The organism is Xanthomonas sp. NCPPB 3200, assembly GCF_056393585.1.
Genome location: NZ_CM150785.1, coordinates 3,594,614 through 3,616,094 on the forward strand (window position 1 = coordinate 3,594,614; position 21,481 = coordinate 3,616,094).

Here is a 21,481-nt window from a genome sequence, read left to right on the forward strand (position 1 = left end):
GCCACTAGGCTATCATCGCGCTCTCGTTTTCCTGATGCGTCCTGCCCAGACCCATGATCCGACGGTCCACGTTTTCCGCGCCTGCGCGCCTGATTGCCCTCATGCTGGTCATGGCGTTCGTCGTCACCGGCTGCCACCGCGGCGCCAAGGACAAGAATCCCGATGAGGGCATGCCGGTCGAGCAGCTCTACGGCAAGGGCCACGGCCTGATGGAGAAAGGCAACTGGGCCGGCGCCGAAGCCAGCTACAAGCGCCTGATCGCCCAGTACCCGTACGGCCCGTACACCGAGCAGGCGATGATCGAAACCGCCTATGCCCAGTACAAGGCCGGCAAGCACGACGACACCGTCTCCAGCGTCGACCGCTTCATCCGGACCTACCCGACCCATCGCAACATCTCGTATCTGTACTACCTGCGCGGGCTGGCCAACAGCAACCGCGACACGGTGTTCCTGCGCCGCGTGTGGTCGCTGGATCCGAGCCGTCGCGACCTGTCCTCGCCGCAGCAGGCCTACAACGACTTCAACACCGTCACCGACCGCTACCCGAACAGCCGCTACGCGCCGGATGCGCGCAAGCGCATGATCGAGCTGCGCGACGTGTTCGCCCAGCATGAACTGGACAACGCGCTGTACTACCTGCGGCGCAATGCCTGGGTCTCGGCGGCCGGTCGTGCCAACTACCTGCTGGAAACCTATCCGCAGAGCGCCTACCAATACGACGCGGTCGCGGTGCTGGCCGAGGCCTACACCCACCTGGGCAACAAGACCCTGGCCGCCGACGCACGCCGCGTGCTGGAGCTCAACAGCCCGCAGCACCCGTGGCTGACCGGCGACTGGCCGAAGTATCCCTGGGCCATCCGCAAGCTCAACCCGTTCGCCGGCGAGAAGTCCGCCGCCACCGGTCAGCGCAACGCACAGATGAGCCGCGACTGAGACATCAGTCGCCGGTGTGATGAGAAGGGGCCGCAAGGCCCCTTTTTTATTGCGGTAACGCGCCTGCGGCGGTGACGGCGCGCCGGCTGCCGCAGGCACTCGCGATGCCTGGCGACAATGACGCCTGATCGACCGGGAGATCGGCCGTCCCGCATTCCGCGCCAGCGTCCCACCCTCTCGCGCAACGCGGGGCGCGCCTGCCTGCGACAGCTGCGGGCACGTCGCCAGACCCGGCACCAGGTCACCGAACCGCGCCGGTGCGCTGCCTATACTCGGCCCTGAAGAAGACCCGACTACCCGCTGGCGCCCGCCCAGGAGGCCGCATGTCCCGCTGCATCGTCCCGTTCCTGCTCGCCCTGTTGCTGGCGGCGATGACCACCACCGCCACCGCGGCGCCGATCGTCTACGGCGTCAACGCCCACGACAATCGCCCCGGCTATTCCATGGCCCAGGCCGAGGCCCGCTTCCAGCTGCTGGCCGCACGCAATCTGCGCAGCTACCGCTTCGATGTGGACCCGCGCGATTACGCAACGCTGGATGCGCTGGTCCCGCTGGCGCGCAAATACGGCATCACGCTGCGCCCGATGGTCTACCCGATGTCGCGCGAGATCGGCTACCAGCTGGCACGCCGCTATGCGGCCGACATCAAGGTCTGGGAAATCGGCAACGAACAGGATCTGGTGCGCGCCGAGGCCGATGCCCGCATCGCGGCAATGACCACGATGTACCTGGGCATGCGCCAGGCCTCCAACGAACTGGGCGCCGGCCTGCGTTTCACCATCAACATCACCGCCTGCAACAGCGACGACCGCAGCGCCAACGCACGCTGCCCCGGCGATCGCAATGGCTCGCTGTGGTTCCTGGCCAAGGCCAAGGCGGCCGGCTTCGATTTCGACCACATCAGCTTCCACTACTACGCCTTCCACCAGGATGCCGGCTACTGGAGCGCGTTGTACCTGGGCCAGCTGCGCACGGCGGCGCAGACCTACAAGACCCCGGTGTTCTTCAACGAGCTCAACTGTGCGGAGATCTACACCGGCAACACCACCGGCGGTGCGGAAGGCGACCGCGGCTGCTACGACAGCCTGGCGCAGTTGCTGCGCAACGTGCGCGACAACTATGCCGACGTGGTGTCCGAGGTGAACGTCTACGAATTGCTGGACCAGACCAGCATCCAGGGCGCCGAAGGCCATTTCGGCCTGATGTACGACCTGACCCGGCCCAAGCCGACCTTGGACCTGCTCACCCGCTTCGCCCAAGCACCGGCCACCGCAGCGGTGGCTGGTGCGCCGGACGACCGACCGCAATAGCCGTCGGGCTACTGGCCGGAATAGCCATTGGTGATCGGGTAACGCCGCTCGCGGCCGAACGCGCGCCGCGACACCTTGGGCCCGGGCGCGGCCTGGTGGCGCTTCCATTCGTTGAGCCGCACCAGCCGCAGCACGTGTTCCACCGTGTCGGCGGCATAGCCGGCCGCGACGATGTCATCGCGCGATTGCTCCTGGTCGACGTAGCGGTACAGGATGCCGTCCAGCACATCGTACGGCGGCAGCGAATCCTGGTCGGTCTGGTTGTCGCGTAACTCGGCCGAGGGCGGGCGCGAAATCACGGCCGGCGGAATCACCGGCGCCCCGCCCACGGTATTGCGCCACTTGGCCAGGCCAAACACTTCGGTCTTGTACAGGTCCTTGAGCGGGGCGTAGCCGCCGCACATGTCGCCGTAGATGGTGGCGTACCCCACCGCGTATTCGCTCTTGTTGCCGGTGGTCAGCAGCAGCCCGCCAAACTTGTTGGACAGCGCCATCAGGATCACCCCACGGCTGCGCGACTGCAGGTTTTCTTCGGTGATGTCCGGCTGGGTGCCTTCGAACATCGGCCCCAGCGCGGCGAGCAGGCCTTCGAACGCCGGCTCGATCGCGATGGTTTCCAGCTTGACGCCCAGCGCGCGGCATTGCTCGTCGGCCAGATCGTTGGACAGGTTGGCGGTGTAGCGCGACGGCAACCGCACTGCGGTGACGTTGTCGCCGCCCAACGCATCGACCGCCATCGCCAACACCAGCGCCGAATCGATGCCGCCGGACAGGCCCAGCCAGACCTTGGTAAAGCCGTTCTTGCGGCAATAGTCCTGCAAGCCACGCACCACCGCGCGCCAGGCCAACGCATCCATGCTCTCGTCGCCATCGTCCACCCACACCACCGGGGTGAAACTGCGCTCGCCGGCGGCGTAGTCCACCACCAGCCACTGATCGACGAAGGCGGCAGCGGCCGGATGCACGGTACCGTCGCCATCGGCCACCACCGATGCGCCGTCGAACACCAGCGCATCCTGGCCGCCGACCACGTTGAGGTAGGCAATCGCCGCCCCGCTCTCGCGGGTGCGCTCGGCCAGCAGGGCATCGCGCTGCGCATGCTTGCCGCGCTCGTAGGGCGAGGCATTGGGCACCAGCACCAGCTCGGCGCCGGCCTGCACGGTCCTGGCCAGCGGCTCGGCAAACCACAGGTCCTCGCAGATCACCACGCCCACCTGCACGCCCTTGACCGTGACCACGCAGTTGCCGCCATCCGGGTCCACGTCGAAGTAGCGGCGCTCGTCAAACACTGCGTAATTGGGCAATTCGCGCTTGCGATACGTCGCCTCGATACGCCCGTCGCGCAACACGCTGGCGGCGTTGTAGACCACACTGCCGGCACTCTGCGGCCAGCCGACCACCGCCACGATGCCGCGCGTACTGGCAGCGATGCGCGCCAGCGCTTCCTGGCAATGGGCGAGAAAACCGGGCCGCAGCAGCAGATCTTCCGGCGGGTAGCCGCTGATCGCCAGCTCGGGAAACAGCACGATGTCCGCATCGAACTCGTCGCGCGCTGCCGCGATGAAGTCGATGATGCGATCGGTATTGCGCGCCACGGCGCCGACCGGGAAGTCGAACTGCGCCATGGCGATGCGGAGCGTCTGGGACATTGGAAGGCCTATGCGAATGCAGCGGGGAAGGCGTGGCTGCTCCGCATCCCGCAACAGACCGGGATGCAGACCGGCGTCGCCGCCAAGCCTGCATTATTCCAGAAGCGCAGCGGCGTGCAGGGATCTGCCGCGCCTCGGTGTTACGCGTCCACTGCATGCACGGCGCCTGTGCGGACGATGTCCGGCTGCGTCGTCATCGCATCAGCCCCACTGCATCTCGCCGGTGGCGACCTTGGCGCCGATCTGCAATGCCACCGTCATGCCGGCATCGGGGTAGCGCGCGGTCATGGCCTTGATCAGGTCGGCACTGTTGCTGTGCCTGGCCAGCTCTTGCTCGAACGCCAGCAGATAATCGCGCGTGTAGGCGATGGCCGAGGCATCGGTGGGCGCGCCCGGCAGCAGATGGCCGGCCACGACCACCGATGGCGAACGCGCCGCCATGCTGTCCAGCGCCTTGCGCCAGGCGGCACGACCTTCGGCGCCACGCGTATCGGCGGTCCACACATGCGTGCCGGAGAACACCAGCACGCCACCGAAGATCGCCTTCAGCGCAGGCACCCAGACATAGCGTCGATTGGCCAGGCCGTCGGCTTCGACGATCTCCAGCGCGTGGCCTTCCAGTGTGAGCGCAGGGCCATCGAAGGGCTCCGGCATCACGATGTCGGCCAGGCGCTGCGGGCCGTTTTCCTTCAGCTGCGGGCCCCAGGTGGCTAGCTTCTTTTCGACATTGCCCTTGATCGCCGCAATGGTGGCCGAGGCGGCGATGACGCGCGCCTCGGGGAAGGCAGCCTTGATCGGCGCCAGGCTGAAGTAGTAGTCCGGGTCGCTCTGGCTGATGTAGATGGTGGTCAGCGTCTTGCCGCTGGCGCGGATCGCCTCGGCCAGCGCCTTGCCGTCGGGCAGGGTGAAGCCGCCATCGATCAGCACCGCATCGCGCGCGCCGGAAATCAGCACCGGCGCGCGGAAGAAACCGTGCTCGCCGGCGGGGAAATGTTGATACGTCAGTGTGGTCGGTGCAGCCATGGCGGTATTCGCTCCAGGGAAGGCGGTTGCGACACTCGCAACGGCCAGGGTTTTGATGACATCTCGTCGGGTTGGCATTGTTTCGGCCTTTGGGGATGGCGACGGTTGGGGTGAGGGTGCGGCGGAAGACAACCAAGTCACTGGAGACGTGTGTGGGGAAAGGTCAGCTGCAAGAAAGCCAACCCCATGGCGAGAAACCAGTCACCCAGATGCCTAAAAATGCCCAGCATCCAACTGCCGCAGGACGACATCGGGGTTGCCATAACCCGCCCCGACATCCAGCAACCACCGCTTGCCGGACGACTGCGCAACCAGCGTCGGCACGCCGCGCACATCGAATTCCTGCAACAGCTCCAGCGCCTGGTCGATGCGCGCCTGTGTCAGCGCAAGCAGCTGCGCATCCGGCGCGGCGATCTGCTTCGCGGCCTGCTCCAGCCCAAGCGATTGCAGCAGGCCCACCAGCGTGTCCAGCGCGGTCACATCGTCGCCCTCGACATAGCGCGCCCGCTGGATGGCCCCCAGCACCTGCACTTCGCGCGACGGAGCGACACGCGCCACCGCCGTCAGTGCCAACGTCGCCGGAGCGCTATCGAAGCGCTGCTGACGATTGCCGAGCACGCGCTGCCGATACTGGGCGCTGAAATCCTGGCCGGTCAGCTGTGCGATGCGTTGGTCGTTGGACCAGGCGTAGCCGGCGAAGGTGGCGTCCATCGCCCTGGCGCCGGCGCCCAGAAACAGCCCGGCTGGCAGCAGTTGCAGCGTGACATCGGCCCGTGCCTGCAACGCCGACACCACCGCGCTGGCGCCATAGCACCAGCCGCACAGCGGGTCGTAAATGTAATGAACGGTGGTGGACATGGCAGCGGCATCCGGTGGCGAGGAAGGCATCCTAGGCCCGCGCCGTTGACTCTTAAATCCATCCGCCATAAACATACCGTATGCCAAAGACACACAATCGAAGCGAGACCGGGCCAGGCGGCTTGGGCAATCTGCGCCGCCTAGCCTACTTCGTCGCAGTGGTGGACACCGGCTCCTTCACGGCGGCCGCCGAGCGCCTGGGCATCACTAAGGCGGTGGTGAGCCAGCAGGTCGCCCGCCTGGAGCGCGAATGCCGTACCTCGCTATTGGTGCGCACGACCCGCAGGGTGCGCACCACCGAACTCGGGCAGGCGTTCTACCAGCGCTGCGCGGCCATCCTGCGCGATACCGACGACGCCTTCGACGCACTCACCGACACCGCCGCCGAACCTTCCGGGCTGCTCCGGCTCACCGCCCCGCTGGACTACGGCGTGCGCGTGGTGGTGCCGGCGATCGCAGCCTTCACCCGGCGCCATCCGGCCTGCAAGGTCGACGCGATCCTCAGCGACCAGACCCTGGACCTGATGACGGCCAACATCGAACTTGCGATCCGGGTCGGCTGGCTGGCCGAAAGCAGCCTGCAGGCACGCAAGATCGGCGCATTTCGACAGTTGCTGGTCGCCCCTTCCGCGATGGCCGCGCAGCTGACCCGAATCGCATCGCCGCAGGACATCGCCACCCTGCCCTTCGTGGCGAACACTGCCCTGCGCGATCACCAGCGCTGGCAATTCGCGCACGCCACGCATGCGCCGCAGAGTGTGGACGTGCAGCCGGGCGTCTTTCTCGACGCCACCCTCGCCGTGCGCGAGGCGGTGTGCCAGGGCGCAGGCATCTCGGTGCTTCCCGACTATGTGGTCGCTGACGATCTGGCCGCCGGTCGCTTGCTGCACGTGCTGCCGCAGTGGCAGTTGCCGTCTGGCGGCATCCACGCCGTGTTCCCGGCAACGCGCTTTCGACCGGCAAAGGTGCGCGCGTTCGTGGAGCTGTTACTTGAGCACAATGCACAGCAGCACGAGCCCTGAATCGAACGCTGCAAGCCGCTCGAATCCGCCGCCAAGTCGCGGCAGGCAACAGCGGCTGGTGAAGACGCTGGCACCAGCCAGCCATTGGCCAGCGGAAATGGCCACGTCGGCCATTGCAACAAATGACTCGCCACAGACCGCTGGCTACAGTGGCTAGCCACAAAAAAGGCCGCCCAAAGGCGGCCTTTCTGACGCTCACACGCTTGCGCGCGCGGCGTGCTTACTTCACCAGCGCAGCAATCGCCGCACCCAGATCGCCCGGCGAACGGACGGTCTTGACGCCGGCAGCTTCCATCGCCGCGAACTTGCCTTCGGCAGTGCCCTTGCCGCCCGATGCGATCGCACCGGCGTGGCCCATGCGCTTGCCGGCCGGAGCCGACGCACCGGCGATGAAGCCAACCACCGGCTTCTTCACGAACTGCTTGATGTACTCGGCACCGGCTTCCTCGGCGTCGCCACCGATTTCGCCAACCATGATGATGCCTTCGGTCTGCGGGTCTTCGTTGAACAGCTTGAGGCAGTCGACGAAGTTCAGGCCGTTGATCGGGTCGCCACCGATACCGATGCAGGTGCTCTGGCCCAGGCCCACTTCGGTGGTCTGCTTGACCGCTTCATAGGTCAGGGTGCCCGAACGCGACACGATGCCGATCTTGCCCGGCTTGTGGATGTGGCCCGGCATGATGCCGATCTTGCACTCGCCCGGGGTGATCACGCCGGGGCAGTTCGGCCCGATCAGCACGGTGTCCGGATGCGAGCGGGTCAGCACGTTCTTGACGCGCAGCATGTCCAGCACCGGGATGCCTTCGGTGATGCAGACGATGACCTTGATGCCGGCCGCGGCCGCTTCCAGGATCGCATCGGCCGCGTACGGCGGCGGCACGTAGATTACCGACGCATCGGCGCCGGTGCTCTGCACGGCATCGGCCACGGTGTTGAACACCGGCAGGTCGATATGCGTGGTGCCGCCCTTGCCCGGCGTCACGCCGCCGACGACCTGGGTGCCGTACTCGATCATCTGAGTGGCGTGGAAGGTGCCCTGCTGGCCGGTGAAGCCCTGCACGATCACCTTGGTGTTCTTGTTAATCAAAACGGACATGGATAGTTCCTTCGGTGTCGTGGATCAGGCGGCGTTCTTGACAGCTTCGACGACCTTCTTGGCACCGTCGTTGATGTTGTCGGCCGGGATGATGGCCATGCCGCTGTCGCGCAGCAGCTGCTTGCCTTCTTCCACATTGGTGCCTTCCAGGCGCACCACGACCGGGACCTTGACGCCCACTTCCTTGACCGCAGCGATGATGCCCTCGGCAATCATGTCGCAACGGACGATGCCGCCGAAGATGTTGACGAAGATGCCTTCGACCTTGTCCGAGGACAGGATCAGCTTGAACGCCTCGATGACGCGCTGCTTGTTGGCGCCGCCGCCCACGTCCAGGAAGTTCGCCGGCTCGCCGCCGTTGAGCTTGATCACGTCCATGGTGGCCATGGCCAGGCCCGCGCCGTTGACCATGCAACCGATGTTGCCGTCCATGGTGACGTAGTTGATGTCCAGCTCCGAGGCGGTCACTTCGGTCTCGTCTTCCTGCGTCTTGTCGCGCATGGCGATCAGCTGCTTCTGACGGAACGCGGCGTTGTCGTCGCTGTCGAACTTGCCGTCCAGCGCGTACAGGTTGCCGTCGTCCAGGATCGCCAGCGGGTTGATTTCAACCAGCGCCAGATCCTTTTCGTTGAACAGGCGATACAGGTTCACCATGATGCTGGCGAACTGGCCGGCCTGCTTGGCGGTCAGGCCGAGCTTGAAGCCGAAATCGCGGCCGTGGTAGCCCTGCACGCCTTCGACGAAATCGACGTTGAGCGAGTGGATCAGCTCCGGCGTCTCGGCGGCGACCTGCTCGATCTCCACGCCACCCTCGCTGGACGCGATATAGGTGATGGTCTTGGTGCCGCGGTCGACCAGGATCGACAGGTACAGCTCCTTGACGATCTCGCCGGCGGTGGTCACCAGCACCAGGTTGATCGGCAGCTCGACGCCGGCGGTCTGGTAGGTGGACATCTTGGTGCCGAGCATCTTGGCCGCTGCGGCCTTCACGTCGTCGGTGGTCTTGCAGAACTTGACGCCGCCAGCCTTACCGCGACCGCCCGCGTGGATCTGCGCCTTCACCATCCAGGGGCCCTTGCCCAGGGAATTGGCGACTTCAACCGCTTCGTCCGGGGTCGCCGCGACCTTGCCGGCCGGAACGGGGATGCCGTACTCGGCAAGCAGCTGTTTTGACTGGTATTCGTGGAAATTCATGCGTCACCGTGGGAAAAGGAAACGACCGCTGCGTGCAACGCAGACCGCCTGGGCGGCACGTCAAGAGACGCGAACGGGCCGCCTATTGTGGCCGACCACGCCGTGCGGCGCAAAAGTCGGCGCGGGTGGCCCGCCGTTTGCGGCGCTTGCGTGCAGCCCGGCACTGTGCGCAAGCGCTGCGCGGGCCGCGCACCTGCCTATACTCGCGGCTTGCTCCAGCGGGGAATCGGCTTGCCATCCAGCCCATCGCTTATCGACCGGATCCAGTCCGCGCCGCAGCGCGAGCTGTACTTCTTTTCGCTGTACCGGGTGCTGGTGGCCGGGCTGATCGCCGCGCTGGTGTTCAGCCCCCTGTCCGACGCGATCCCGGAGCCGCGTTACCCGCGCCTGGCGGCCGGCGTGGCGATCGGCTATCTGTCGGTGGCGATCCCGCTGCTGTTCTGGGGCCGCAGCGAGCGCCGGCTGACCACCACCGTGTTCTGTTCGGTGCTGGCCGACATCGCCGCGGCGACCCTGGCCACGCATGCGCTGCCCGGCGCCAGCGCCGGCATCGCGATGATGCTGCTGTTCAATGTCGCCGCTGCTTCGATCCTGCTGCGCCTGCGCTACGGCATGAGCATCGCGGTACTCGCCAGCGGCGCCATCGTGCTGGAATACCTGTGGACCCTGCTCGAAGGTGGCGGCGCCGCCCGCCCGGTCGCGGAACTGGCGATGTTCGCCACCAGCTACGTCGCGGTGGCCTTCATCTGCGAACAGATCGGCTCGCGTGCGCGCCGCAATCAGGTACTGGCCGAAGAACGCGGCGCGCAGGTCGCCAACCTCTACGAGATCAACGAACTGATCATCCGCCGCATGCGCACCGGCGTGCTGGTGGTCGATACGCACAACCGCATCACCCTGGCCAACGAGGCGGCGCTGGCGCTGCTCGGCGACGGCGACCAGCGCAACGCCCCGGTCGACCTGTCGCTGGCGGCGCTCACGCCCGAACTGTCGCGCCGCCTGCAGCGCTGGCGCAGCGGCTGGCGCGAGGAAGAGGCACCGCTGCAACTGGGCGCCGATCGCCCGGAAGTGCAGCCGCGCTTCGTGCGGCTGCTCGCCGACAGCGACCTGGTGCTGGTGTTTCTGGACGATGCCAGCGTGGTGTCGCGGCGCGCCGAATCGCTCACCCTGTCGGCGATGGGGCGCTTTTCGGCCAGCCTGGCGCACGAGATCCGCAACCCGCTGGCCGCGATCAGCTACGCCTCGCAGCTGCTGGAAGAATCCCCGGACATCGGCGATGCCGACCGCCGCCTGCTGCAGATCATCCACCAGCAATGCCAGCGCACCAACGGCATTGTCGAGAGCGTGCTCGCGCTGGCCCGCCGCGAGCGCGCAAGTCCGGACAACCTGGATCTGGCCGCCTTCGTGCGCCGCTTCGTGGTCGAGTACCGGCAGACCCTGTCGATGGAGACCGACATCCTGGAGGCCAGCATCCAGGGCAATGCCGTACATGCCTTGATCGACCCAAAGCACCTGCACCAGATCCTGACCGCGCTGGTGCACAACGCGCTCAAGTACGGCCGGGTCATGGACGAACCAGCGCGGGTGAAACTGCGCGTGGAGCGCATGGAGCGCATGGCAGTGATCGACGTGGTCGACCGCGGCCCCGGCATCCCGGAGACGGTGGCCGCGCAATTGTTCCGCCCGTTCTACACCACCTCCGAGCACGGCACCGGGCTGGGCCTGTATATCGCCCAGGAACTGTGCCGCGCCAACCAGGCGCAACTGGACTACGTGTCGGTGCCGGGCGGTGGCGCCTGTTTCCGGATCCTGTTGCAGGGGCCCAATAGCCTGCTCGGGAAATGAGCGGGAGCGTCGCGTCATGCCAGCAGCAAGCCAGTGGCGCTGCGGCCTGCGCTGGCACTGCGATCGTGTCCGTGCGGCCAGCCGCTGCGCATCGTGCTGCGCCCGCGCACCATCGTGTGATCGCGTGAATCGTTACGCCCGGACCCGGCCGGCAATTGTCGACGGTCATCGCCGTGGGCTATCGTGCGCCACATGAACGAACCGAAAAGTGCCTTGGTTGTCGATGACGAGCGTGACATTCGCGAACTGCTTGTTCTCACCCTGGGCCGGATGGGCCTGCGCATCAGCACCGCCGCCAACCTGGCCGAAGCACGCGAGCTGCTGGCCAACAATCCCTACGACCTGTGCCTGACCGACATGCGGTTGCCTGACGGCAACGGCATTGAACTGGTTACCGAAATCGCCAAGCACTATCCGCAGACCCCGGTGGCGATGATCACCGCGTTCGGCAGCATGGACCTGGCGGTGGAAGCCTTGAAGGCCGGCGCCTTCGACTTCGTCAGCAAGCCGGTGGACATCAGCGTGCTGCGCGGCCTGGTCAAGCACGCGCTGGAATTGAACAACCGCGACCGCCCCGCCCCGCCCGCGCCGCCGCCGGAACAGGCCAGCCGCCTGCTGGGCGATTCCAGTGCGATGGAAGGCCTGCGCGCCACCATCGGCAAGGTCGCGCGCAGCCAAGCGCCGGTCTACATCGTCGGCGAATCGGGCGTGGGCAAGGAGCTGGTCGCCCGCACCATCCATGAACAAGGCGCACGCGCGGCCGGCCCGTTCGTGCCGGTCAACTGCGGCGCCATTCCCGCCGAACTGATGGAAAGCGAGTTCTTCGGCCACAAGAAGGGCAGCTTCACTGGCGCGCATGCCGACAAGCCCGGCCTGTTCCAGGCCGCGCATGGCGGCACGCTGTTTCTGGACGAAGTGGCCGAATTGCCGCTGCAGATGCAGGTCAAGCTGTTGCGCGCGATCCAGGAAAAATCGGTGCGCCCGGTGGGCGCGTCCAGCGAGTCGCTGGTGGACGTGCGCATTCTCTCGGCCACCCACAAGAACCTGGGCGATCTGGTCTCCGACGGCCGTTTTCGCCACGACCTGTACTACCGCATCAACGTCATCGAACTGCGCGTGCCGCCGCTGCGCGAACGCGGCGGCGACCTGCCGCAACTGGCCGCGGCCATCATCGCGCGCCTGGCACATAGCCACGGCCGGCCGATTCCGCTGCTGACCCAGTCCGCGCTCGACGCGCTGGACCAGTACGGCTTCCCGGGCAATGTGCGCGAGCTGGAAAACATCCTCGAACGCGCCCTGGCCCTGGCCGAAGACGACCAGATCAGCGCCACCGACCTGCGCCTGCCCGCCCACGGCGGCCATCGCCTGGCCGCCACACCGGGCAGCGCCGCCGTCGAACCCCGCGAAGCGGTGGTGGACATCGACCCCGCCTCGGCCGCCCTGCCTTCCTACATCGAGCAACTGGAGCGCGCCGCGATCCAGAAAGCGCTGGAAGAAAACCGCTGGAACAAGACCAAGACCGCCGCGCAGCTGGGCATCACGTTTCGGGCGTTGCGTTACAAGTTGAAGAAGTTGGGGATGGAGTAGCTGCTGTTTTATTGCTACGCCTGCTTCCGAACAATTCCGCAGCTAGGGCTACAAGACGAGCAGGTGCCCCACAACACCCTTGCGTAAATCTCGGGCGAGAGACGCTTTGAGTAGTCTCTGCCCGTGACACGAACGAGGCGCTGCCGACTACTCAGCGGGAAACGCTATCGATCCGTTGATGCAGGCTAACAGGCTCCTGCTCAACCGAGTAAGGCCATCAATCAACCACTGGCGCGCGGGCCATATCGTGCGATCCAGTTGATGTCGGCAGAATTCAAGGATTGGAGCTCAGGCCCACCAAGCCCTGAGCTCCTATGAACTACGCCCTGCATTCGTAGTGGATGAAAATAATATTAGCGAATCAACCATCTTGAGGGCGCTTACAGAAAGCTCCACTCATGGATCAAGGACAAACTTGGCTCACCTGCGCAGAGCAGGACAAGCCTCCACCATTTGCCGAATATTGCCCGCCGCAGGATAGCGACACAGTTCCCGGGCCATTTGACGCAACTGACTGACCAGGAGTCAGACTTCCACTGTAGCCTGGGGACTGTATGCCGCAGGTGGTACCTGTAACGCTGCCCGACGCCTGAGTGCACTGGATGATGGCTGCAGATTTGACCGGAGCCAAGCCGCGGAACGAGCTGCCATTACGTGCAGAGCCAAAGATCGTTTGCTCCGGTGAGCATGTGGTGTCATCAATCCTTGCTGCACAGTTCAAGCCACCACCGCTCGCTGCGTAGGAACCGATGCAATTAAGGACGACATTACCTGGTGCATTGGTACCTATAGACTCACCTACTGACAGGACGCCATTCCACCCTGGAGCTTGCACCGAGCAAAATGTGCCTGCTTGCCCCCCGCCTGTTGCCTGTGTACAGGTCACAACGGATAGCGTTGACGCTATGGCACTCCCTTGTGTTGAACCACCATTGCGAGCACTGGCCGTAATGGTTTGAACCGCAGCATTCACCGAACCAAAAAAGGCCAATCCGCACACCAGGGCAACGAAACTACAGACTTTCAGCCTAATCATTACGCAACTCCTTCAGGACAACGCCAGTCGAAGAAACCTCAGATCAGCAAAAACGATTTGTAAAAACAGTTGCTATAGAAAGGATTATTTGAGCGCAACTTAGCTACTGTCAACGCAAAGAAGGTCAGCAGGGAATTATTTGTGATCGCTCACTCACAAAAGGCCGTATGACGTAGGCCTGTCAATGCGACATTGTCGAATTCAAGACATCTGCAGAATCCAATGTGCGACGGCCCACACTGCCGGTCGTGCTGCCGATGGCACCACGATCCAATAACGCGGCATTGACCTAAAATCGTCTCCGGCCATCGGTTAAGCACGCGCAGCAGTGGTACCCGCTGCAATCTGCGCTCAGTCCTTTGTCACCCGATTGATCTCGGCCAGGCTGGTCACACCGTGCGCCGCCTTGACCAACGCCGACTGGCGCAGGTCACGGATGCCGATACTCTGTGCCGCCTCGGCGATCTGCATCGCGTTACCGCCTTCCAGCACGATCGCGCCGATCTCGTCGGTCATCGGCATCACCTGGTAGATACCGGTACGGCCCTTGTAGCCTTCGGTGCACTCGTCGCAACCGACCGCCTCATACAGCTCGATCCCGGCAGCGATCTGCGCCGGCGTGAAGCCTTCCGCCAGCAACGCATGCTCGGGCAAGGTCGATTTGCGCTTGCAGTTGTTGCACAGGCGCCGCGCCAGACGCTGCGCGATCACCAGGGTCACCGACGAGGTGATGTTGTACGGCGCGATGCCCATGTTCATCAAACGCGCGATGGTCTGCGGCGCATCGTTGGTGTGCAGCGTGGACAGCACCATGTGACCGGTCTGCGCGGCCTTGATCGCAATCTCGGCCGTCTCCAGGTCGCGGATTTCGCCGACCATGATGATGTCAGGGTCCTGGCGCAGGAACGAACGCAGCGCCGCGGCAAAGGTCATGCCGCGCTTGTTGTTCTGCTGCACCTGATTGACGCCAGGCAAGCGAATTTCAACGGGGTCCTCGGCGGTGGAGATGTTGCGCGTCTCGTCGTTGAGGATGCCGAGTGCCGTATACAGCGACACCGTCTTGCCCGAGCCGGTCGGCCCGGTCACCAGCACCATCCCGTAGGGTTTGTGGATCGCCTCCAGGAACAGCTTCTGCTGGTCCGCCTCGTAGCCCAGCTTCTCGATGCCCAGCTTGGCCGCGCTGCCGTCCAGGATACGCAGCACCACCTTCTCGCCGAACAACGTCGGCAAGGTGCTCACGCGGAAGTCGATCTGCTTGGTCTTGGACAGGTTGAGCTTGATGCGCCCGTCCTGCGGCACCCGCTTCTCGGCGATATCCAGCTGCGACATCACCTTCAGGCGCGCCGCGATGCGCTGGTTCAGCTTTACCGGTGCCTTGGCCACATTCTTCAGCAGCCCATCGATCCGCAAGCGCACCCGGTAGTCGTCCTCATAGGGCTCGAAGTGGATATCGGAGGCTCCCCGCCGGATCGCATCCACCAGCACCTTGTTGACGAACTTCACCACCGGCGTGTCGTCGCCCTTGGCATCGACCCCGGAATCCCCGCCGGCGCCCATGTCCTCGTCCCCGGCCGACACGTCCAGGTCGCCCATCCCCTCATCGTCGTCACCGAGCGACGAGCCAAGCGCCGCATTGCTGGCTTGCCATTGCTCCAAGGTGCGACGGATCTGATCCTCGTCGACCAGGATCGGCTCGACCACCAGGTTGGTATGGAACTTGATGTCGTCCAGCGCCCGGGTCTGGGTCGGGTTGCTCACCCCCACGAACAACCGGTTGCCGCGCTTGAACAGCGGCAGCACCTGATACTTCTGGAGCAACTCTTCACTGACCAGCTTGACCGCGTTCTGGCTAGCATCGAACACGGAAACGTCCATCAGGGGCATGCCAAACTCGACTGCATTTGCAGCGGCAAGCTGGGATGCAGTGACCAGCTTTTTCTCTGCAAACCATTGTGGCAGCGGGACTCTTGCCGCCCCGGCTTGGTCCATGGCAGTACGTGCAGCAGCTTCATCCAGCGCACCGTCCTGAACCAATCGACGAGCGATACCCGTAATACCAACCAAGTTTGCAGTTAGCGCCGCGGTCATAGATCCCACTTCCCCTAGAATTCCACCGCACTATATCAACTCGCAAGGTACGATCCCAACACGTAACCACCGATTTTTTGCGCATCGAAGGGGATCGCGCAACTCTTTAGCCCTGCGCCGAGCAGACGCATTCGAGACCCTAACTGCCTAGCCATCTACTCTGGCTCAAGTGTAGCCAGCCAAGGGGGATGCCTCTAGAATCAACCAAAGGGCCACTTGGGGATAACGTCTTGAAAAAAATAAGTATAGTCTTGCCCGCGAAGAATGAAGCAGAGGGGCTTAGGAAGACGCTCCCCAAGCTTAAGGCGCATTTTCCGAACGCCGAAATAATCGTCATCGACGATGGCTCCACTGATACCACGGCGCTAATCGCCCAAGAATCAGGAGTTATTGTTTCAAGCAGTCCATATTCAATGGGAAATGGTGCTGCAATCAAGCGTGGCGCAAGAATGGCGACAGGGGAAATCTTAGTATTCATGGATGCCGATGGTCAGCACGACCCTGCTGATATCGCCCGACTACTGAATAAGCTCAACGAAGGTTATGACATGGTAGTCGGGGCACGGGACGGCTCTGGACAAGCAAATAAACATCGCGGCGCAGCCAACTTGTTCTACAACTGGTTGGCCAGCAAAATGACCGGCTTTGATGTCAAAGATCTAACATCAGGCTTCCGCGTCGCACGATCAAAACGTTTTCGGGAATTTATTCACCTACTCCCTAATGGTTTTAGCTACCCGACAACAAGCACGATGGCATTCTTTAGGAGTGCTTACCCGGTCGCATACGTTCCCATTCCCGTGGCAAAAAGAGTAGGAACCGCAAGTCACATCAGACCAATCAAAGATGGAATTCGCTTTTTATTGATAATATTCAAGATTGCAACGCTTTACTCCCCCTTAAAATTGTTTGCGCCAATATCTATTGGTTTTTTTATTGCGGGCCTGGCTTACTATTCTTGGACATATATAACCACCGCCAGATTTACAAACATGAGCCTACTCCTTTTTAGCGCCTCAGTGATAATATTCCTCATCGGCCTCATTTCAGAACAAATCACATCATTGACATATCGCAAAGATGGTTAACTCCGAAGGCCATCCTCAACGCATTTTGATCGCAGGATATTATGCAGGCGGCTCAGGATACCCCAACGGAGAAGTGACACAGGAAATATTAGGAAACATCCGTAACACAATCGTCATAGATTGTGGCTACGCAATGCCGCTCGACACAAAGCTTTGGAAGTCATCTGAAAGGTCTTCTCTTGGAAAGCTGCGGACCTCATGGAGACTCTTAACCCAGAATTTTCGCAGCGCATTTAAAGTCATGAGGATCAAAAAGCGCGGAGATATAGTTTACGTAAGGTATCCCGCAATATTTTTCCTCATACTAATGTCGGCAATACCCACCAAGTTGCGCCCCACGTTAGTCGCAGATGCATTCATTTCGCTGTGGGAATCCTGGTCCATCAACCGAGCTAAAGGCTCTAAAATATTTGCGAAGATACTTTTCACAATTGAGCGAATTGCACTGGCTACCTGCACAAGAATCACCGTCGATACAACAGCCAACTCAACTTTTATCGCAAAAACATTTTCCATTCATGGAGGGAAGATTAGGGCCATGCCTCTTGGACTAAAATTCATTCAAGACAAGCGGCACGCCTATAACCCCAGCAATCGAGTAGTCACCTCGGTACTTTTCGTTGGAACTTTCATTCCCCTTCATGGCATTGGCGTTATTATTGAGGCAATGAAATTACTACGAAATTATGGAGATTTGAAATTCAAGTTCATCGGCGACGGCAGTGAAGCCTACAAGCTAGAAGCCGCCATGAAAAATAATCAAATTTTTCCTAGCGTGGAGTGGATTAGAACTTGGCAGTCCTCAAGCCAGCTGGCTGAAGCAATAGCACACTCAGATATCTGCTTAGGCATTTTTAGCGGTGACGAGAAGTCACGCAGAGTTCTACCTTACAAATTATACATGTACATGATGCTTGCGAAATGCATCATCAGTCAAAGCGACCATTCTTCCCCCGCTGGCGATCAAGCGCAGTTGCCAATATGGGAAGTACCAGCAAATGATCCAAGCGCGCTTGCAAAAGCAATCCTACTCTTGAAAGACAATCCACTGGAACGCAAAAATTATTCGTTATCAGCGATGCTGTTTTATAACACCTACCTAAGTCAGGAATCGATCAAGGATGGCTGGACATGCATGATTCACGAACTATCATCTTAAATCCCCCCTGAAATAAGCGATCCCCGCAGTGCAACCGAGTACCGCATCCGAAAGTAAAGTACTAAGACGATGCATGGACACTAAGACAACAGCTGAATCGTGAGGAACTATGTCATTCAGCAACGAAATCAATACCAGTTCTCTAACCCCCAAACCTGCAGGCGGCCCAGGTATAACGGAGCCAATTACCCAAGCAAGGGAAAAAGCAGCAGACATATAGGGAACTAAAATTAGTGGCACCCCGAAAAATCCGCCCAATACCGTGAAGCCAACTCCCACAAGAATGAAGTTGATCAGGTATAGACCTAAAATATTGACAAGGATCGGGACTGTTAAGCCATCCAGCAGAGACAAGACTTGCCTCAGCATAGAGCTCCCTGCCAACTTCCAACTTGTTAACAAGGCAAGCACTCCCAAGCAGACGCCCAGTGCAAGAAAAAAACTCTTATCACTGAGATCTAGCGAGCTAGGTAGTTGAAACCCGAACGTCAAAAGACCAAGCACGCTCAAGGAAGCAGCCGCAACAATGGTCAGGCCGGTTTCCAACACCATGGAGCTGGCTATCAAAAGCAACGGCGCCGACTGGGCCTTGAGCATCGCGGCCCTGGCTACCAGCTGTGCGACATTTCCGGGCAAATATCTAGCCAGTTGGCCTACACTAATAATCTTAGTCTGCAACATCCATGTGCTAGATGGAAACTTGTGTCGCACGAGCAAATGATAGGCAATCCCGCTAACGGGGTAGATTGTAGAAAAGAAGACGGCACTCAATAAAAATCTAAAGACGAAGCTAACGCTTAAAAAATCAAAATAAAAAAATGCATTCCGCTGAGTCCAGACCAAACATACAAGCAAGCTAAAAGCGATCAATCCGATGATTAGAAACAACAACTTCTTTAGAAATTTCACGATTTTCTTGCTACGACTAAATAGCCCGACCCCAGCTCGCGGCCTAAAAACAAGGCCTGAATCCCATATGAAATTCTGAGAAGCACCCTACCAAGACGTGAAGAAAGCAGGCCAAACAACTTCGTTGCTCGGCCACGATCAATGCCACTTCGCGCATTATTTGAAAATTGCTCAACTTCCCCAGCCGCGTTACGGATTACTCTCTTCTTATAGAAACCAGCTGATAGAAATTCCAGTACATTGGATAGCGGAAATCCATAGCATTCGAAATTAACTATGGTCAGCCCGCAGCAACGTAGCTTTTCTGAGAGATCTTTTTTTTCGTATCTTCTGAAGTGGCCTGCCCATTCATCCGAGGGACCCCATTTTTTCATGTGCGACGGCACTGTGATAATTAGAAGCCCGTCATCTTCCAAAAGCTCTATCCACGCCTGAAGAGCATGAACGTCATCTTCAATATGCTCCAGAACCTCCGAAGCAAAAATAAGCGGGAAACTCCCTTTTAACTCGGGCAATTGGCTAGATACTTTAATTTTCTTGCCATGAAGACTTTCGCATAACACAATTGCTTCCGGAGATATTTCAACGCCCTCACAGTCAAAACCCATCCCCTTTAATTCACACAAGAAAGCCCCGGAGCCACTACCTATCTCAAGAGTCCGTCCAGGTTTTACGCCTGATAAATTAGCAAGTATGCGATCGCGCCTCAGCAGATAACGAGGTGTAGGGACCCAGCCAGCATCGGGCCACGCCGGCCCAACCTCTGGATATGTATGCCTGAGATGACTAGCCTCTGAGGAGCAGGCGTCAACGCCTTTGGATTCATTTGACATTGCTATTCCCAACGACACAAGGCGCCAACAATTTCGCCTCTCCCAACCGGTCCTGCTCGACCAGAGATGAGATGAGCCGAGTTCCGTAACCTGGATCTTTTTTTATTTTTATCGCGTAACAATACTCTCTCGCAGAGACAGAATAATTGTGCAAAATTCTTCCTGCATAATCAGCATAGAGCAAATGCGCATCCAATAAACCAGGTTGGCGACGAGTATATAACTCACTTAGCCGAATAATCAACCTGTCGGAGACCTTGATTCCTTTCATCCTATCACTGATAAGTGAATAATAAGCGCTAAACTCTTGAGGCCCAAGTGGGCGGTTCTCAAATTTCTTAATTATGGATTGCGTCCAACGTTCGTCCGGTTGTTGGCCACCATTAATGGCGATAAGAATTAATGCCTGCTCGGGCAACGGAGAAGAGCGCGGAAGATCCATGGCACGCTTCAACTCGGCCATGGCGAAGTTATAGTTCGCAGAATCAACCAGCCCTCCGGACCTCTCCATATAGATACTTGCAAGCTCATATGAAGCTCTCGGAGATCTTTTATTATCTATCGCAGAGGTTGTTGCAAGTAGCACACGATCTCCCCACGTTGCACTACGGAGCAACGTGGTAAACATTAGTATTAATACGAAGCCAGTTACCAACGACCAAGCAAGTACTGACTGCTTTTTTCTTATAATTAACCGCACCAACGAGGCTGCAATTAAAACAGGACTTAGGACTGCAAGATAATTACGGTGTTCAAAAACAAGCTCAAGTGCCAACGGTGCACTTGTGATTGCATGCGAAGCGAAGAAGAAGCCTATGGCCAGGCTAACCAATGGACCACGAGCGCGCCAGTAAGCAGCTCCAATCAAAAGAGACCCAAGAGCCGCCCCCCCTGCAATCGTGGTAAGGGGATGAAGCAAACCGCGCGAAGGAGCAACGTCATCATGATAAAAGCTGAGGTTTTCGGGCGACGGCCAGACCATCCAGGTCATATATGTAGGAAGTACGCGAAACTGCGTCAGCACTCTCTCCATCATAGTGAAGTCACGCATATCGAATTGATAAGCGATCCGCGGAAGCAGTAGTCCAAAAAAAACCCCTCCCCCCGCAAGGAAAGCGGAGAGATATATAATCTGGAGCGGCAAGCTTCGGCCATCTTTCCCCTTGAAGCCAAAAAAAACTAGCTCCATGACCAAGGTATAAAGGGGTGCCTGAATAGCGTTTTCTTTTGAGAGAAGACCTAGTATCAGACTTGCTGAAGCCAGCACCATGAATTTTCCATAGTCCTGCCCCTGAATCCAACGCAGCCTGGACACAAAATAAAAATTTAGCGAAATCAGCAAAAAGAGGTTACCCAACAACTCCATTCGCTGAACTACATACAAGACGGCGGAGACTTGAAGGGGATGCAGACCCCATACCAGCGCGACAAGAACCGCAGCGACGGATTGGCCTCTTTCGGACTCCTCTGGCCACGCCAGACGAATAATGCTCCGCACCAGAATCCCTACGAGCATTATGTTCAATAAGTGGATTGTCAGATTTTCCAGCTTATAGCTGAACGCACTCATTCCGTGTAGCCAATAACCCACGGCAAAGCTCAGCGTAGCCACCGGGCGACCAATAGGTCCACCGTATGCGTGGGCGGCGGCCACCAATCCATCCCACGTGATTTGATCCAACTTTATGGCTGAATTCTCAACTACCGCCTGATAGTCGTCAAAGATAAACCCGCCGGTTAGCCCGGGAATGTAGAAACTACAAGCGATCAATGCCGCCAAGAAAAGTAGGGCGACAAATTTGGTATTTATTTTCATCTCAGCCCTAGCAAAGCTGCTCAAGCGATTAGC

At 60.1% G+C, this 21,481-nt stretch carries 16 protein-coding genes; 7 read left to right on the top strand and 9 right to left on the bottom strand.

What is annotated here, in order from left to right; all coding sequences use genetic code 11:
* Positions 1-53: 53 nt before the first annotated feature.
* Both AC06DU_RS15570 and AC06DU_RS15575 read left to right on the top strand, forming a co-directional pair.
* Positions 54-935, top strand: a complete 882-nt coding sequence (locus AC06DU_RS15570; protein ID WP_024939405.1) for an outer membrane protein assembly factor BamD — start codon at positions 54-56, stop codon at positions 933-935.
* A 323-nt stretch (positions 936-1,258) separates the two neighbouring features.
* Entirely contained in the window at positions 1,259-2,245 is a 987-nt protein-coding gene (locus AC06DU_RS15575) for a hypothetical protein (protein ID WP_478202782.1), read from the top strand.
* An 8-nt stretch (positions 2,246-2,253) separates the two neighbouring features.
* Here AC06DU_RS15575 and AC06DU_RS15580 read toward each other — a convergent pair whose 3' ends face one another.
* The 3 genes from AC06DU_RS15580 to AC06DU_RS15590 form a co-directional block, all read right to left on the bottom strand.
* Positions 2,254-3,894 (bottom strand): NAD+ synthase, encoded by a 1,641-nt coding sequence (locus AC06DU_RS15580; protein ID WP_065032723.1) that lies wholly within the window; start codon positions 3,892-3,894, stop codon positions 2,254-2,256.
* Between the two features lie 201 nt (positions 3,895-4,095).
* Positions 4,096-4,917, bottom strand: coding sequence for an MBL fold metallo-hydrolase (locus AC06DU_RS15585; protein WP_478202783.1), 822 nt, complete (start codon positions 4,915-4,917; stop codon positions 4,096-4,098).
* Positions 4,918-5,130: 213 nt separating this feature from the next.
* Positions 5,131-5,775 carry a DsbA family protein gene (locus tag AC06DU_RS15590; RefSeq protein WP_065032725.1) on the bottom strand — a complete coding sequence of 215 codons (645 nt, stop codon included), beginning with the start codon at positions 5,773-5,775 and terminating at the stop codon, positions 5,131-5,133.
* Between the two features lie 80 nt (positions 5,776-5,855).
* Here AC06DU_RS15590 and AC06DU_RS15595 point away from each other — a divergent pair, with 80 nt between their 5' ends.
* Positions 5,856-6,797, top strand: coding sequence for a LysR family transcriptional regulator (locus AC06DU_RS15595; RefSeq protein WP_478202784.1), 942 nt, complete (start codon positions 5,856-5,858; stop codon positions 6,795-6,797).
* 220 nt (positions 6,798-7,017) lie between these two features.
* On the opposite strand, the gene sucD is transcribed toward AC06DU_RS15595, so the two are convergent.
* Both sucD and sucC read right to left on the bottom strand, forming a co-directional pair.
* Complete coding sequence (gene sucD, locus AC06DU_RS15600; RefSeq protein WP_011038208.1) at positions 7,018-7,893, bottom strand: succinate--CoA ligase subunit alpha; 876 nt, start codon at positions 7,891-7,893, stop codon at positions 7,018-7,020.
* A 24-nt stretch (positions 7,894-7,917) separates the two neighbouring features.
* Complete coding sequence (gene sucC, locus AC06DU_RS15605; RefSeq protein ID WP_039519379.1) at positions 7,918-9,087, bottom strand: ADP-forming succinate--CoA ligase subunit beta; 1,170 nt, start codon at positions 9,085-9,087, stop codon at positions 7,918-7,920.
* 231 nt (positions 9,088-9,318) lie between these two features.
* On the opposite strand from sucC, the gene AC06DU_RS15610 reads away from it, so the two are divergent.
* Positions 9,319-10,932: a sensor histidine kinase gene (locus tag AC06DU_RS15610; protein WP_016901263.1), complete on the top strand. Its 1,614-nt coding sequence runs from the start codon at positions 9,319-9,321 to the stop codon at positions 10,930-10,932.
* A gap of 192 nt (positions 10,933-11,124) precedes the next feature.
* Positions 11,125-12,519 (top strand): sigma-54-dependent transcriptional regulator, encoded by a 1,395-nt coding sequence (locus tag AC06DU_RS15615; RefSeq protein WP_166770466.1) that lies wholly within the window; start codon positions 11,125-11,127, stop codon positions 12,517-12,519.
* Positions 12,520-13,906: 1,387 nt separating this feature from the next.
* Here AC06DU_RS15615 and pilB read toward each other — a convergent pair.
* Positions 13,907-15,643 carry a type IV-A pilus assembly ATPase PilB gene (gene pilB / locus AC06DU_RS15620; protein WP_166773723.1) on the bottom strand — a complete coding sequence of 579 codons (1,737 nt, stop codon included), beginning with the start codon at positions 15,641-15,643 and terminating at the stop codon, positions 13,907-13,909.
* A gap of 230 nt (positions 15,644-15,873) precedes the next feature.
* On the opposite strand from pilB, the gene AC06DU_RS15625 reads away from it, so the two are divergent.
* Positions 15,874-16,731 (top strand): glycosyltransferase family 2 protein, encoded by an 858-nt coding sequence (locus AC06DU_RS15625; RefSeq protein ID WP_478202785.1) that lies wholly within the window; start codon positions 15,874-15,876, stop codon positions 16,729-16,731.
* Positions 16,724-17,890, top strand: coding sequence for a glycosyltransferase (locus AC06DU_RS15630; RefSeq protein WP_478202786.1), 1,167 nt, complete (start codon positions 16,724-16,726; stop codon positions 17,888-17,890). The genes AC06DU_RS15625 and AC06DU_RS15630 overlap by 8 nt, the downstream gene beginning before the upstream one ends.
* On the opposite strand, the gene AC06DU_RS15635 is transcribed toward AC06DU_RS15630, so the two are convergent.
* The 3 genes from AC06DU_RS15635 to AC06DU_RS15645 are packed head-to-tail and all read right to left on the bottom strand — an operon-like array spanning position 17,882 to position 21,472.
* On the bottom strand, positions 17,882-18,799 hold the full coding sequence (locus tag AC06DU_RS15635; RefSeq protein ID WP_478202787.1) for a hypothetical protein: 918 nt from the start codon (positions 18,797-18,799) through the stop codon (positions 17,882-17,884). The two genes, AC06DU_RS15630 and AC06DU_RS15635, sit on opposite strands and share 9 nt — an antisense overlap.
* Positions 18,796-19,632: a class I SAM-dependent methyltransferase gene (locus tag AC06DU_RS15640; RefSeq protein ID WP_478202788.1), complete on the bottom strand. Its 837-nt coding sequence runs from the start codon at positions 19,630-19,632 to the stop codon at positions 18,796-18,798. Before AC06DU_RS15640 ends, AC06DU_RS15635 begins: the two co-directional genes overlap by 4 nt.
* Positions 19,622-21,472, bottom strand: coding sequence for a hypothetical protein (locus AC06DU_RS15645; RefSeq protein WP_478202789.1), 1,851 nt, complete (start codon positions 21,470-21,472; stop codon positions 19,622-19,624). Before AC06DU_RS15645 ends, AC06DU_RS15640 begins: the two co-directional genes overlap by 11 nt.
* Positions 21,473-21,481 lie beyond the last annotated feature (9 nt).

Bases quoted from the DNA above. Each gene is read 5' to 3' on its own strand.
- AC06DU_RS15585 (WP_478202783.1), bottom strand. From the start codon at position 4,917: ATGGCTGCACCGACCACACTGACGTATCAACATTTCCCCGCCGGCGAG.
- AC06DU_RS15580 (WP_065032723.1), bottom strand. From the start codon at position 3,894: ATGTCCCAGACGCTCCGCATCGCCATGGCGCAGTTCGACTTCCCGGTC.
- sucD (WP_011038208.1), bottom strand. From the start codon at position 7,893: ATGTCCGTTTTGATTAACAAGAACACCAAGGTGATCGTGCAGGGCTTC.
- AC06DU_RS15615 (WP_166770466.1), top strand. From the start codon at position 11,125: ATGAACGAACCGAAAAGTGCCTTGGTTGTCGATGACGAGCGTGACATT.
- AC06DU_RS15595 (WP_478202784.1), top strand. From the start codon at position 5,856: ATGCCAAAGACACACAATCGAAGCGAGACCGGGCCAGGCGGCTTGGGC.
- pilB (WP_166773723.1), bottom strand. From the start codon at position 15,643: ATGACCGCGGCGCTAACTGCAAACTTGGTTGGTATTACGGGTATCGCT.
- AC06DU_RS15640 (WP_478202788.1), bottom strand. From the start codon at position 19,632: ATGTCAAATGAATCCAAAGGCGTTGACGCCTGCTCCTCAGAGGCTAGT.
- AC06DU_RS15630 (WP_478202786.1), top strand. From the start codon at position 16,724: ATGGTTAACTCCGAAGGCCATCCTCAACGCATTTTGATCGCAGGATAT.
- sucC (WP_039519379.1), bottom strand. From the start codon at position 9,087: ATGAATTTCCACGAATACCAGTCAAAACAGCTGCTTGCCGAGTACGGC.
- AC06DU_RS15575 (WP_478202782.1), top strand. From the start codon at position 1,259: ATGTCCCGCTGCATCGTCCCGTTCCTGCTCGCCCTGTTGCTGGCGGCG.
- AC06DU_RS15590 (WP_065032725.1), bottom strand. From the start codon at position 5,775: ATGTCCACCACCGTTCATTACATTTACGACCCGCTGTGCGGCTGGTGC.
- AC06DU_RS15570 (WP_024939405.1), top strand. From the start codon at position 54: ATGATCCGACGGTCCACGTTTTCCGCGCCTGCGCGCCTGATTGCCCTC.